Annotated in this window: 14 protein-coding genes; 11 read left to right on the top strand and 3 right to left on the bottom strand. The window is 66.6% G+C overall.

Going from position 1 to position 12,416, the window contains the following annotated elements; translation table 11 throughout:
* Window positions 1-2 precede the first annotated feature (2 nt).
* From phnL to A9973_RS22470, 3 genes are all read left to right on the top strand, one after another.
* Complete coding sequence (gene phnL / locus A9973_RS22460; protein WP_183015883.1) at window positions 3-728, top strand: phosphonate C-P lyase system protein PhnL; 726 nt, start codon at window positions 3-5, stop codon at window positions 726-728.
* Between the two features lie 2 nt (window positions 729-730).
* Window positions 731-1,978, top strand: a complete 1,248-nt coding sequence (locus A9973_RS22465; protein ID WP_255469266.1) for an alpha-D-ribose 1-methylphosphonate 5-triphosphate diphosphatase — start codon at window positions 731-733, stop codon at window positions 1,976-1,978.
* Between the two features lie 153 nt (window positions 1,979-2,131).
* A complete protein-coding gene (locus A9973_RS22470; RefSeq protein ID WP_183015884.1) occupies window positions 2,132-2,566 on the top strand; it encodes a hypothetical protein in 435 nt (144 codons plus the stop codon).
* A gap of 36 nt (window positions 2,567-2,602) precedes the next feature.
* Here the strand turns inward: A9973_RS22470 and A9973_RS22475 are convergent, their stop codons facing one another.
* Both A9973_RS22475 and A9973_RS22480 read right to left on the bottom strand, forming a co-directional pair.
* Window positions 2,603-2,980 carry a hypothetical protein gene (locus tag A9973_RS22475; RefSeq protein WP_183015885.1) on the bottom strand — a complete coding sequence of 126 codons (378 nt, stop codon included), beginning with the start codon at window positions 2,978-2,980 and terminating at the stop codon, window positions 2,603-2,605.
* Between the two features lie 196 nt (window positions 2,981-3,176).
* Window positions 3,177-4,475, bottom strand: coding sequence for a dicarboxylate/amino acid:cation symporter (locus A9973_RS22480; RefSeq protein WP_255469267.1), 1,299 nt, complete (start codon window positions 4,473-4,475; stop codon window positions 3,177-3,179).
* A gap of 289 nt (window positions 4,476-4,764) precedes the next feature.
* Here A9973_RS22480 and A9973_RS22485 point away from each other — a divergent pair, with 289 nt between their 5' ends.
* Both A9973_RS22485 and fba read left to right on the top strand, forming a co-directional pair.
* Entirely contained in the window at window positions 4,765-5,664 is a 900-nt protein-coding gene (locus tag A9973_RS22485; RefSeq protein ID WP_183015887.1) for an SMP-30/gluconolactonase/LRE family protein, read from the top strand.
* Window positions 5,665-5,872: 208 nt separating this feature from the next.
* Window positions 5,873-6,937 carry a class II fructose-bisphosphate aldolase gene (fba, locus tag A9973_RS22490; RefSeq protein WP_183015888.1) on the top strand — a complete coding sequence of 355 codons (1,065 nt, stop codon included), beginning with the start codon at window positions 5,873-5,875 and terminating at the stop codon, window positions 6,935-6,937.
* Window positions 6,938-7,033: 96 nt separating this feature from the next.
* On the opposite strand, the gene A9973_RS22495 is transcribed toward fba, so the two are convergent.
* Window positions 7,034-7,489, bottom strand: a complete 456-nt coding sequence (locus tag A9973_RS22495; protein WP_183015889.1) for a GFA family protein — start codon at window positions 7,487-7,489, stop codon at window positions 7,034-7,036.
* A gap of 265 nt (window positions 7,490-7,754) precedes the next feature.
* Between A9973_RS22495 and A9973_RS22500 the strand changes: the two genes are divergently transcribed.
* The 6 genes from A9973_RS22500 (at window position 7,755) to A9973_RS22525 (ending at window position 12,409) form a co-directional block, all read left to right on the top strand.
* Entirely contained in the window at window positions 7,755-8,636 is an 882-nt protein-coding gene (locus tag A9973_RS22500; protein WP_006222795.1) for a phosphoribosylaminoimidazolesuccinocarboxamide synthase, read from the top strand.
* A 142-nt stretch (window positions 8,637-8,778) separates the two neighbouring features.
* Complete coding sequence (locus A9973_RS22505; RefSeq protein ID WP_220805616.1) at window positions 8,779-8,937, top strand: DUF5993 family protein; 159 nt, start codon at window positions 8,779-8,781, stop codon at window positions 8,935-8,937.
* 10 nt (window positions 8,938-8,947) lie between these two features.
* Window positions 8,948-9,520, top strand: a complete 573-nt coding sequence (locus A9973_RS22510; RefSeq protein ID WP_183015890.1) for a disulfide bond formation protein B — start codon at window positions 8,948-8,950, stop codon at window positions 9,518-9,520.
* A 104-nt stretch (window positions 9,521-9,624) separates the two neighbouring features.
* Window positions 9,625-10,146 carry a 5-(carboxyamino)imidazole ribonucleotide mutase gene (gene purE / locus A9973_RS22515; protein WP_183015891.1) on the top strand — a complete coding sequence of 174 codons (522 nt, stop codon included), beginning with the start codon at window positions 9,625-9,627 and terminating at the stop codon, window positions 10,144-10,146.
* A gap of 5 nt (window positions 10,147-10,151) precedes the next feature.
* Entirely contained in the window at window positions 10,152-11,342 is a 1,191-nt protein-coding gene (locus A9973_RS22520; RefSeq protein WP_183015892.1) for a 5-(carboxyamino)imidazole ribonucleotide synthase, read from the top strand.
* 14 nt (window positions 11,343-11,356) lie between these two features.
* Entirely contained in the window at window positions 11,357-12,409 is a 1,053-nt protein-coding gene (locus tag A9973_RS22525; protein WP_183015893.1) for an L-threonylcarbamoyladenylate synthase, read from the top strand.
* Window positions 12,410-12,416 lie beyond the last annotated feature (7 nt).

Raw genomic sequence — 12,416 nt, forward strand, 5'->3', positions numbered from 1 at the left:
ACATGCGCGAAACCACTCCGATGATCGAGGTGCGGGGCCTCGGAAAGATGTTCACCCTGCACAACCAGGGCGGCATCCGGCTGCCCGTGCTGGACGCCGTGGATTTCGATGCGGCGGCCGGCGATTGCCTGGTGCTGGCCGGCCCGTCGGGCACGGGCAAGAGCACCTTGCTGCGCTGCCTGTACGGCAACTACCTGGCAACCGAGGGCAGCATCCGCGTGCGCGCCCACGGCGAATGGGTGGAACTGGTGGGCGCGCCCGAGCAGCGCATCCTGGCGCTGCGCCGCGACGTCATCGGCTACGTCAGCCAATTCCTGCGGGTGATTCCGCGCGTGTCGGCGCTGGACGTGGTGGCCGAGCCGCTGCGCATGGCGGGCGTGGATACGGAAGAGGCCCGCAGCCAGGCGGGCGCGCTGCTGCAGCGCTTGAATGTGCCGCCCCGCCTGTGGGGCCTGGCGCCGGCCACGTTTTCGGGCGGCGAGCAGCAGCGGGTGAACATCGCGCGCGGATTCATTGCGCGCCACCCCATCCTGCTGCTGGACGAGCCCACCGCGTCGCTGGATGCCGACAACCGCCGCGTGGTGATCGAACTGATCCACGAAGCGCTGGCCGCCGGGCGCTGCCTGCTGGGCATCTTCCACGACGAAGAAGTGCGCGACGCCGTCGCCACGAAAACCCTGGCCTTGCACCCTGCCCAACGCGCCACCGCCACGGCGGACCTGGAGTAGCCATGCCAAGCACCTACCTGACCCATGCCCGCGTGGTGATGCCCGACCGCGTCCTGGAGAACAGCGCCGTGCTGATCGACGACGGGCGCATCGTCGCCATCGACCCGGACGGCGCGCAAGCCGACCGCGAGATCGACCTGCAAGGGCAGACCTTGATGCCGGGCCTGATCGACCTGCATTGCGACGCCATCGAAAAGGAAGCCGAGCCGCGTTCCCGCGTGCTGTTCCCGTTGGATTTCGCGGTGGCGCAGGTCGACCGCCGCAACGCCGCGGCGGGCATCACCACGCCCTATCACGCCCTGTCGTTCGCCAACAATGAATGGGGCGTGCGCAACAACAAGACGGCGGCGGAAGTGGTGCGCGCCGTGCGCGCCTTCCGCCAGCACAGCCTGGTGGACAACCGCGTGCACTGCCGCTACGAAGTCACCGACGAGACTTCGGTGGACATGCTGCGCGCGTTGATGGACGAGGGCGCGGTGGACCTGCTGTCGGTGATGGACCATTCGCCAGGCCAAGGGCAGTTCAAGACGCTGGAATCCTATCTGCAGTACATGATGGGCAACCACGCGATGAGCCGCGAGCAGGCGGAGGCCGCCGCCAATGCAAAGACGCGGGCCAAGGACGGCGCCGTGACGCGGGTCGAGACGTTGTTGTCGCATGCGCAGTCGCTGGGCATCCCCACCGCCAGCCACGACGACGATTCCATCCAGCGCATCGCCACCATGCGCAATCTGGGCGTGGCGATGAGCGAATTCCCGATCACGCTGGATACCGCGCGCGCGGCGGTGTCTTGCGGCCTGCCGACGATCCTGGGCGCGCCCAACGTGCTGCGAGGCCAGAGCCAGAGCGGATCGATGCGCGCCATCGACGCCATCCGGGCGGGCGTGGCCAGCTGCCTGTGTTCCGACTACCAGCCGTCCACGCTGATCGCCGCGGCGTTTGCGGTGGCGGCGCAGACCGACCTGACCTGGCCGCAGGCCGTCGCGCTGGTCACGGCGAACCCCGCCAACGCGTGCGGGATGACAGACCGGGGCCGCATCGCGGTGGGCCAGCGCGCCGATCTGGTGGCGGTGGCGCAGGTGGGCGGCATGCCCTTGATCAGCCACACGTGGTCGGCCGGCAGGCTGGTGTTCTCGACCCACTACCTGCCGGCGCGCGCGCCGGCGGCAGCGACGCGCGACGCGCATGCGTTCAGCAAGCCCGTCGATCCCAGGGTCACGCTGCCCCATTCGCCTCTGGAACGCGTATAGGCGCAAAAACATCGCGTCCGGCCACAGACGGGTTGCTGCGCATCTGGTTAAATGGCGAAAGGGCGTAACGGCCTAAGGCGGAGCCGCGTTCTTGCGGTTTGCCAAGGCGAAGCCGTTTTTCACGGTTCGTCATCCAATTTTCCGGAGCGCGCGATGGCACGATTCAATTTCACCCAAGACCCCGAAGAACCCGATCTGTGGGCGGCCGAGAATGTGCCTGCCGGCAACGGCCGTCCGCCTATCCACGTCATGATCCAGACGGACGGCGAAGAGCCTGACAGCGGCGCGTCCAAGGTGGTCAAGGCCATCATCGACAATCTGGACGACCACATCCTGGCCGCGTCCGAGTTCCTGCTGGACAATTATTCCTACGAACACTGCAAGAAGCTGGGTATCGAAGACGACCAGCTGCTGAAGGAAGAAACCCCGGAAGCCATGGCCGAAAAGGCCGTGCTGCGCGCGTTGTGGCTGTTCGACGAAGACGGCGACGGCTACGAACTGTGGTTCACGCTGCCCTGGGATCCGGTCCACACCTACGACGTCGAATTCGAAGACGGCGCGCCGGTGTCCTGCTCGGTCAACGACTGATCCTGACTGCCGCCTGGCGGCTGTGCCGGGCGGCTTTCAGCGGACCAGCTCGAATTTCGTCGCCAGGGCCTGTCCCAGCGATTCGTCGTAGCGGTAGCGCAAGGTGATCGGCTTGCCCTTGCGGATCTGACCCGGCGCCGTGTTCTCAAGCGTGACGTCGATGTCGCGGTCCACGAATTCCGTGCAATCCGTATCGGCGCGCGCGCCATCGGGGATGTCGGCCGATTTGACCTTCAGCCGGAATGTCGTCGTGGCCAGCTCCGTGCCATCGGTACGATACTGGCGCATTTGGACGGCGGGGGTCGAGGCGGCGCCGGACAGGTCGCATGAAATGCGCGTCCAGGCGTGTGCGGCAGGCACGGCGGTCATCATGGCGATGGCCGCTACGATGCCGCGCAAGGGTAGGGGTGTCATGGCATGCGGGTCGGGCGTGGTGCCGTGGCGCCGCGCCGGGTGTCAGGCAGGGAGTCCTATGTTGCTCCCGGCGGCGCCGGCAGGTCAAGCTGACAGGTGTTAAGAAAAAAACGGGCCATTGCGGCCCGTTTTTTTTATCGCTGGGCCTCCCAGGATAAAGGCCCTCTCGGGGGCAGCAAGCGCACGCCGTGCGCGTTTATGCTTCCTGGCTTGCGGGAAGCGTCTCGCCGGTGGTGTCTTCGCCTGCGGGCGCGGCATCGGGCTGGTCGCCCCGGTCGTCCTCCAGCTTGGCGATCACCGCGGTGGCCAGGCTGTTGCCCACCACGTTGGTCGCCGTGCGGCCCATGTCGAAGAACTGGTCGATGCCCATGATCAGCAGCAGGCCGGCTTCCGGCAGGTGGAACATGGGCAGGGTGGCGGCCACGACGACGAGCGAGGCGCGGGCCACGCCGGCCATGCCTTTGCTGGTCACCATCAGCACCAGCAGCAGCGTCAGTTGCTGCGCAAAGCTCATCTCGATGTTGTAGGCCTGCGCGATGAACAGCACCGCAAAGGACTGGTACATCATCGAACCGTCCAGGTTGAACGAGTAGCCCAGCGGCAGCACAAAGCCCGAAATGCGCTTGGACACGCCGAAACGCTCCAGCGCTTCGATGGTCTTCGGGTAGGCCGATTCACTGCTGGCGGTGGAGAAGGCCAGCAGCGTGGGCTCCTTGATCAGGCCGCCCAGGCGGCGCGTGGATTTGCCCAGGAACAGGTAGCCGACGCCGAACAGGATGGCCCACAGCAGCGCCAGGCCCAGATAGAACTCGCCGATCAGCTTGCCGTAGCTGACCAGCACGCCCAGGCCCTCGGTGGTGATGGCGGCGGCCATGGCCGCGAACACGCCCAGCGGCGCGAAGCGCATCACGTAGTCGGTCACGCGGAACATGATCTTGGCCAGCTCGTCGATCATGTTGTAGATCGTGTTGTGGCCCTTGCTGCGGATGAAGGACAGCGCGGCGCCGAAGAACAGCGAGAACACCAGGATCTGCAGGATCTCGTTGTTCGCCATGGCTTCGGCGATGCTCTTGGGGAACACGTGCGCGATGAAGGTCTTGAGCGTGAAGTCGCCCGTCTTCAGGCCCGACGTGATGCCGGCATCCGGTATCGCCAGGTTCATGTGCGCGCCCGGCTGGAAGATGTTGACCAGCATCAGGCCCAGCAACAACGAGATCGCGGACGCGGCGATGAACCAGACCATGGCGCGCAGGCCGATGCGGCCCACGGCGTTGGCGTCGCTCATGCTGGCCAGGCCAGACACCAGCGTGGCGAACACCAGCGGGGCGATGATCATCTTGATCATGCGCAGGAAGATATCCGTGATCAGGCTGAAGTACGACGCGATCTGCGCCGCTTCTTTCGCGTCCTGCGCCGTCTTGTTGCACAGGTAGCCCACCAGGACGCCCAACAGCATCGCAATGCCGATGTAACGCGTCAGTTTCTTTGTATTCATGATCAAAACGGAAACGGGGGACTTACCGCGGAGTCCCCGGAAAAAGGGGGCTGGGCCCGCCGGCATGGGGCGGGGCACGGTGGTCCGGTGACGGGTATGCCAGGGCGGCCCGAAGTATTCGGGTTTTCCCTTGGGGCGCGATGTTAACGCCGCAAAGCTGACAGCGAGTTGTCAGGTCGGGGACGGATCAACCATGCCAGAATGGGCCGGCGCGCGGGGCCTGGAAGGGCCGTGCCGGCGCATCGAAAAGAACCGGCCCCGACCGGGGCGATAGACAGGAGACAAGGCAATGCCGAATCGCGAATTGTCCGTGCTGGCTTCCGGGTACACCTACCTGGAAGGGTTGCGGTGGCACGAGGACCGCTTGTGGGCGTCGGACTTCTACACCGAGCAGGTGATCGCCGTGGACCTTCAGGGCAAGGTCGAGCAGATCTGCCGCGTGCCGCAGCAGCCGTCGGGCCTGGGCTGGCTGCCCGATGGCCGCCTGCTGATCTCGTCCATGAAAGACCGCAAAGTGCTGCGCCGCGAGGCGGACGGCACGCTGGCGGTGCATGCCGACCTGTCCGCGCTGACGGGCGGACCGATCAACGACATGGTGGTGGACGCGCAGGGCCGGGCCTACGTGGGCAATTTCGGCTTCGACCTGATGGCCGGCGAGCCCGTCGCCACGACCACCCTGGTGCGCGTGGACACGGACGGCGTGGCGCAGGTGGTGGCCGACGGGCTGTGTTTCCCCAACGGCTCCTTCATCACCCCGGACGGCAAGACGCTGATCGTCAACGAGACTTTCGGCAACCGGATATCGGAATTCGACATCCAGGCCAATGGCGCGCTGGGCCCTCGGCGCGACTGGGCGGACTTCGGTTCCTTGCCCGACAGCGACGACCTGTCGGTGCTGATCGCCGCCTCGGCCATCGGCCCGGACGGCGGCGCGCTGGATGCGGAAGGGGCGGTCTGGGTGGCGGACGCCATCGGCAAGCGGATCGTGCGGGTCGAGCGCGGCGGCAAGATCCTGGAGCAGATCGATACCGGCGAATTTGGCATCTTCGCCGCGGCGCTGGGCGGTCCGGACGGCCGCACGCTGTTCATGGCGGCGGCGCCCGACTTCATCGAAGCCAACCGCCGCGCCAAGCCCGAAGGCCGGATCCTGACGACGCGGGTGGACGTGCCTCACGCCGGCCGGCCGTAGCCGCCACGCCGGGCCCGGCAGGCTTAGGCCGCTTGCGCCGGAACCGCCCGGGCGCCGCCGCGTTGGGAGGGGCTTCTCGCCCGTCTGTCCTCGTCTGAATGGATCGGATACGGCCGGTTGCAAGACCTTTCCGCGAATCCCCCGTAAAATCACGCCATTCAGCAGGACTTCAATCATCTTTCAATAGACAGTCTTAGGAGGACCACTCATGGCCCTAGTCTCCATGCGCCAGTTGCTCGACCATGCCGCCGAGCACGGCTACGGCATTCCGGCTTTCAACGTCAATAACCTGGAACAGGTTCAGGCCATCATGGAAGCCGCTGCGGAGACCGACAGCCCGGTGATCATGCAGGCCTCGGCCGGCGCGCGCAAGTACGCAGGCGAAGGTTTCCTGAAGCACCTGATCCAGGCCGCGGTGGAATCCTATCCGCACATCCCCGTCGTGATGCACCAGGACCACGGCCAGTCGCCGAAGGTCTGCCAAGGCGCCATCGACCTGGGCTTCTCCAGCGTAATGATGGACGGTTCGCTCAAGGAAGACGGCAAGACCATCGCCGACTACGACTACAACGTCGACGTCACCAAGAAAGTCGTGGACATCGCCCACAAGCTGGGCGTGACCGTTGAAGGCGAACTGGGCTGCCTGGGTTCCCTGGAAACGATGGAAGGCGACAAGGAAGATGGCCATGGCGCCGACGGCAAGCTGACCATGGACCAGCTGCTGACCGATCCGGAACAAGCCGCCGACTTCGTGCGCCGCACGCAACTGGACGCCCTGGCGATCGCCATCGGCACCAGCCACGGCGCCTACAAGTTCACGCGCAAGCCCACCGGCGACATCCTGTCGATCTCCCGCATCAAGGAAATCCACGCCCGCCTGCCGAACACCCACCTGGTGATGCACGGCAGCTCCAGCGTGCCGCAAGAACTGCTGGCCGAGATCCGCGAATTCGGCGGCAACATGAAGGAAACCTACGGCGTGCCCGTCGAGGAAATCCAGGAAGCCATCAAGTACGGCGTGCGCAAGATCAATATCGACACCGATATTCGTCTGGCCATGACCGGCGCGATCCGCCGCTTCTTCGCCGAGAACCCCGAAAAGTTCGACCCGCGCGAATACCTGAAGCCCGCCCGCGCCGCCGCCAAGGCGATCTGTGTGGCTCGCTACACGGAATTCGGCACCGCCGGCAACGCCAGCAAGATCCGCGCGCTGCCGCTGACCGACATCGCCGCGCAGTACGCCTCGGGCAAGCTGTCGCAAGTGGTGCAATAACGCTTTCGCGACGCCGTCCCCGGGCGGCGGCGCGGCAGTGAAAAGGGGCGGGTCCATGCGGACCCGCCCCTTTGTTTTGCCGTGCTCGGCGCGCGCCTAGGCGGCCGGGGCGTTGTGCGCAAAGTGCGGGACGCTGCGGTCCACCTGGTGCCAGGACGGGGCCGAGCTCGTCCACAGACTGGCCTTGGCATGGAAGGCTTCCGGATCGTCCAGCGACCCGGCCCGCACCACTTCGTAACCCATGCCTTCAGAGCCGCCGAACAGCGGCGTGCCACAGGCGGCGCAGAAACTGCGCATGACGGTGTGGCCGGAATCACCCTTGTAGCGATGTTCCTTGACCTGGCCGCGCAGCATCGTGACCGAGCCGGCGGGGAAGATCAGCGCATGGGCCGGGGCGCCCCCGCTGGAATACTGGCAGTCCCGGCAATGACAGGTGGCGGCGGTGATGGGTTCGTCGGTGACGGCGTAACGGACGGCGCCGCACTGGCAGCCGCCAGTCAGATGCACCTGCGCGTCGGCGGCGGGCGGGCGTTTGAGGGAAGCATCCTGCATACGGCTTTGTCTCCGGACGTAAGGTCAGCGCCGTGACGCCCAGGGGCGGCCGGTGCGAATAGTGTGTTGGGAATCAGAGCCTAACCCGGCCCCTGCCGCCCGGCAAGGCGGACATATTTGCAGTAATCTATGCGCTTTGCAGGGTTCGTGTTCCGGCGCTTCGTGCGTCATGCGGCGCGCCCCGCGCAGTTTCCGATTTCGTTCTACTTCCCGCCCTGGCGATTGCCCGAGGCGGGAATCTTCATTTTTGCCATAGGCCATTCCCGTGACTTCTGCTTTGCATCAATCCAGCATCAAGTCCTTGCCGCTGCTGGGCCGCGGTAAGGTGCGCGATATGTACGCGGTGGGCGACGACAAGTTGCTGATCGTCGCGTCGGATCGTATCTCCGCCTTCGACGTGATTCTTGACGATCCCATTCCCGGCAAGGGACAGGTGCTGACCGAGCTGACCGAATTCTGGTTGCAGAAGCTGGCCCACATCCTGCCGAACCACTCGACGGGCGTGAAGCCCGAAGACGTGGTGGCCCCGGACGAGGTGGACCAGGTGCGCGGCCGCGCCGTCGTGGTCAAGCGCCTGAAGCCGATCCTGGTGGAAGCGGTTGCCCGCGGCTACCTGATCGGGTCCGGCTGGAAAGACTACCAATCCACCGGCGCCATCTGCGGCATCAAGCTTCCCGCCGGCCTGCAGCAGGCCAGCCAGTTGCCTGAGCCGATCTTCACGCCCGCCGCCAAGGCCGAATTCGGCATGCACGACGAAAACGTGGACTTCGCGCACGTGGTCAAGGAAGTGGGCCAGGAATTGGCCGAGCGCATCCGCGACGTCACGCTCAAACTGTATGCCGAAGCCGCCAAGTTCGCCGCGACCAAGGGCATCATCATCGCCGACACCAAGTTCGAATTCGGCCTGGACGACAACGGCACGCTGCACCTGATGGACGAAGTGCTGACGCCCGATTCGTCGCGTTTCTGGCCGGCCGACGGCTACCGCGTCGGCATCAGCCCCCCGTCGTTCGACAAGCAGTTCGTGCGCGACTGGCTGGAAACCCAAACCTGGGACAAGACGCCGCCCGCCCCGCGCCTGCCGCAAGACGTGCTGGAAAAGACGGCCGCCAAGTACCGCGAAGCGCTGGACCGTCTGATTGCCTGATTTTTCCGTGCTGAAGAAAACCCGCTCTACGAGCGGGTTTTTTTATGGGCGCGGCCATCGGTATTGATAACAATTATTGCGTATTGTTACGTTATACTCATCGGCTGCCTTAGCAGGACGTCCGTCGACAGGAGTCTTTCGCATGATCATGATGTTGCCCTTTCTGACCGGATCGGTCGCGGTGTGGTTCGGGGTGCTGGGAAAGCGCCGCCCGTGCGTGACCTTCTGGCTGCTCACGCTTGCGATCTTCGCCGCCTGGTGCAATTACCACATGACCAGCCCGCTGGCGCTTTCCTGGTAAAGGCGGGGCGATGATCTTCTCTCGCAACCCCGCGCGCGGCTCGCGCGTGTTGAACGGGCTGGCGCTGCTGGGCGTGACCGGCATCCTGGGCGTGGCTTTCGCCTGGCAGTTCATCTATGACGAGCTGCCGTGCCCCTTGTGCCTGCTGCAGCGCGTGGCGTTCATCCTGGCCGGGGTGGGATTCTTGCTGAACATGCGGGTCGGGCCGTCGCCCATGCACTACGGCATGAGCATCGCGGCGTCGCTGGGCGGCATGGCGGCCTCGGGCCGGCAGGTGCTGCTGCACATCGCCCCCGGCGATCCCGGCTACGGCACCCCTTTCATGGGGCTGCACTTCTACACCTGGGCGTTCATCGCCTTCGTCGCCATCATCGTCTTCTGCGTCCTGATGCAGTCCGCCGACCGCAAATGGGGCGACAGCATGCTGAAGAAACCGGTATCGGCGCTGGGTATCGTGGTCATGGCCCTGTTTTTCATCCTGTCGCTGGCCAACGTCGCCAGCACCACCCTGGAATGCGGTTTCGGGCCTTGCCCGGACAATCCCGACAGCTATCTGTGGCTGCCGTCTCCGGCCGCGTCATAGGCGGTCGCGCGCGCCGGGTAAAATACCGGGTTTCGCGGACCGAGTCCGCGGCCCTTTGACATTCCGCGGGCAAGTTCCGCGGTCTTACCTCTTTGACACCGGTTATGACAGCCAAGACTTCCGCAGCGGCAGAGGCCACCCCCGTGGTGGGCGTGATTATGGGTTCTTCCAGCGATTGGGAGGTCATGAAGCACGCGGTCACCATGCTGGAGGACTTCGGCGTCGCCTACGAGGCACGCGTGATTTCCGCGCACCGCATGCCGCAGGACATGGCTGAATACGGCGCGGCGGCACATGGCCGCGGCCTGCGCGGCATCATCGCCGGCGCTGGCGGCGCGGCCCACCTGCCGGGAATGATGGCGGCGCTGACCGAAGTGCCGGTGTTCGGCGTGCCCGTGCCCTCGAAGTACCTGCGTGGCGAAGACTCGCTGCTGTCCATCGTGCAGATGCCCAAGGGCGTGCCGGTGGCCACCTTCGCGATCGGCGAGGCGGGCGCAGCCAATGCGGCGCTGCACGTGATAGCCACGCTGGCCGGCACCGATGCCGGCCTGCACCAGAAGCTGGTGGCGTTCCGCGCGCGGCAGACGCAAGCCGCGCGCGATATGAAGGTTCCGCCCGAGGCCTGATCAGAATGACTCAATCCACTCCTTTCCTGATTGCCCCCGGCGGCTGGCTGGGCCTCCTGGGCGGCGGCCAACTGGGCCGCATGTTCTGCCACGCGGCGCAAAGCCTCGGCTACAAGGTCGCGGTGCTGGATCCGGCCGACGAATGCCCCGCGGGCATGGTGGCCGACCTGCACATCCAGGCCGCCTACGATGACGAAGCGGGCCTGGCCCGGCTGGCCCAGACCTGTCAGGCCGTCACCACCGAATTCGAAAACGTGCCCGCTGACAGCCTGCGCACGCTGGCCACGCGCTGCCGCGTGAGCCCGGCGGCCGACGCCGTGGCCATCGTGCAGGACCGCATCGCCGAAAAGACGTTCATCGCCTCGCAAGGTATTCCCGTCGCGCCGCACGCCGCCATCCGCACCGAAGCGGACCTGCGCGCCGCGCCCGCCGCCTTGTTCCCCGGCATCCTGAAGGTCGCCCGTCTGGGCTACGACGGCAAAGGCCAGGCCCGCATCGACACGCGCGAAGAAGCGCTGGCCGCCTTCGCCGAGTTCGGCGGCGTGGCCTGCGTGCTGGAAGCGCTGATGCCGCTGGACTACGAGATCTCCGTCGTGATCGCGCGCGGTTTCGACGGCGCCTCCGTGGTGTTCCCCGTGGCGCGCAACGTGCACCGCGACGGCATCCTGGCGGTGTCCACCGCGGCGCCGGTGCAGCTGGACGCGGCCCACGCCGAACGGCAGGCCCGCGCCACCGAGGCCGCGCAGTCGATCGCGCAAGGCCTGGGCTACCACGGCGTCCTGTGCGTGGAGTTCTTCGTGCTGACAGACGGCAGCTTGATCGTCAACGAGATCGCGCCGCGCCCGCACAACAGCGGCCACTACACGATGAACGCCTGCGTCACCAGCCAGTTCGAGCAGCAGGCGCGCGCCATGGCCGGCCTGCCGCTGGGCAGCGCCGCGCTGCTGGCGCCCGCCGTCATGCTGAACATCCTGGGCGACATCTGGTATGCGTCTTCGGCCGCGACCACGCAACGCGAACCCGATTGGGCCGCCGCGCTGTCGGTGCCGACCGCCAAGCTGCACTTGTACGGCAAGCGGGAAGCTCGCCGTGGCCGCAAGATGGGCCACATCACGATCGTGGCCCCCAGCCTGGAACAGGCCCGCGCCGACGCCGCCCGTGTGGCTGCCGCGCTGGGCATGGACGCCCCCGAGTAAGCCGCGACGATCCGATGCCTTCCTTGCCCTCGCATGACTCCGCCAGCGCCGCGGACATCACCCACGCCGCGCAACGCCTGCTGGACGGCGAGCTGGCCGCCTTCCCCACCGAGACCGTCTATGGCCTGGGCGCGGATGCGGAAAGCCCGCAAGCGGTAGCGAAGATCTATGCGGCCAAGGGCCGGCCGTCGAATCATCCGGTCATCGTGCACATCGCGCCGCACGGCGACGTGTCGTACTGGGCGGCGCAGGTGCCGCCCGAGGCGCGTCTGCTGATCGACGCGTTCTGGCCGGGGCCGTTGACCCTGATCCTCAAGCGCGCGCCCCACATCGTGGATACGGTCAGCGGCGGGCAGGACAGCATCGGCATCCGGTGCCCGTCGCATCCGGTGGCGCAGGCGTTGCTGGCGGCGTTCGCCGCAGGCAAGCCGAACGGGCAGGGCGGCGTGGCCGCGCCCTCGGCCAACAAGTTCGGCCAGGTGTCGCCCACGCGCGCCGAGCACGTGCGCCATGAATTCCCCGACGAAGTCGCGGCCGGAATGCCCGTGCTGGAAGGCGGCGCATCGGAAGTCGGCATCGAATCCACCATCCTGGACCTGTCGCGCCTGGACCGCGGCGCCGGCCCCGTGCTGCTGCGCCCCGGCCATATCAGCGCCGCGCAGATCGAAGCGGTGCTGGGCGTGCAGGTGTTCGCGCCGGACGCCGCCGCGCCGCGCGCCTCGGGCACGCTGAAAGCGCACTACGCGCCGCGCACGCCGTTGGAACTGGCTTCCGACGCGCGCCTGCAGGATGTTGCCCAAGGCCGCAACCTGCCGCAGGGCAAGGTCGTGGTGGTGGCGTATGGCGAGGCGCCCCAGGCACTGGACGCGCGCGTGCAATGGCATCCCGTGCCCGCAGACCCGGCGCGCTATGCGCAGGCCCTGTATGGCCTGCTGCGCGATCTGGACAAGCAGGGCTTTGCGCGCATCATCGTGCAGGCGCCGCCGGCGACCGTCGAGTGGCACGCAGTCAACGACCGCATCGGCCGCGCGGCCGCGGCGTTCACGCTGGATACGACGGACCTTTGATCCGCGG

The organism is Achromobacter sp. UMC46 (genome assembly GCF_014170335.1).
Taxonomy (GTDB): domain Bacteria; phylum Pseudomonadota; class Gammaproteobacteria; order Burkholderiales; family Burkholderiaceae_B; genus Achromobacter.

Excerpts from the sequence above, each read along its gene's own strand:
- fba (WP_183015888.1), top strand. The coding sequence starts at position 5,873 with ATGGCCCTAGTCTCCATGCGCCAGTTGCTCGACCATGCCGCCGAGCAC.
- A9973_RS22470 (WP_183015884.1), top strand. The coding sequence starts at position 2,132 with ATGGCACGATTCAATTTCACCCAAGACCCCGAAGAACCCGATCTGTGG.
- A9973_RS22505 (WP_220805616.1), top strand. The coding sequence starts at position 8,779 with ATGATCATGATGTTGCCCTTTCTGACCGGATCGGTCGCGGTGTGGTTC.
- phnL (WP_183015883.1), top strand. The coding sequence starts at position 3 with ATGCGCGAAACCACTCCGATGATCGAGGTGCGGGGCCTCGGAAAGATG.
- A9973_RS22495 (WP_183015889.1), bottom strand. The coding sequence starts at position 7,489 with ATGCAGGATGCTTCCCTCAAACGCCCGCCCGCCGCCGACGCGCAGGTG.
- A9973_RS22520 (WP_183015892.1), top strand. The coding sequence starts at position 10,152 with ATGACTCAATCCACTCCTTTCCTGATTGCCCCCGGCGGCTGGCTGGGC.
- A9973_RS22485 (WP_183015887.1), top strand. The coding sequence starts at position 4,765 with ATGCCGAATCGCGAATTGTCCGTGCTGGCTTCCGGGTACACCTACCTG.
- A9973_RS22475 (WP_183015885.1), bottom strand. The coding sequence starts at position 2,980 with ATGACACCCCTACCCTTGCGCGGCATCGTAGCGGCCATCGCCATGATG.
- A9973_RS22525 (WP_183015893.1), top strand. The coding sequence starts at position 11,357 with ATGCCTTCCTTGCCCTCGCATGACTCCGCCAGCGCCGCGGACATCACC.
- A9973_RS22480 (WP_255469267.1), bottom strand. The coding sequence starts at position 4,475 with ATGAATACAAAGAAACTGACGCGTTACATCGGCATTGCGATGCTGTTG.
- A9973_RS22465 (WP_255469266.1), top strand. The coding sequence starts at position 731 with ATGCCAAGCACCTACCTGACCCATGCCCGCGTGGTGATGCCCGACCGC.
- A9973_RS22510 (WP_183015890.1), top strand. The coding sequence starts at position 8,948 with ATGATCTTCTCTCGCAACCCCGCGCGCGGCTCGCGCGTGTTGAACGGG.
- purE (WP_183015891.1), top strand. The coding sequence starts at position 9,625 with ATGACAGCCAAGACTTCCGCAGCGGCAGAGGCCACCCCCGTGGTGGGC.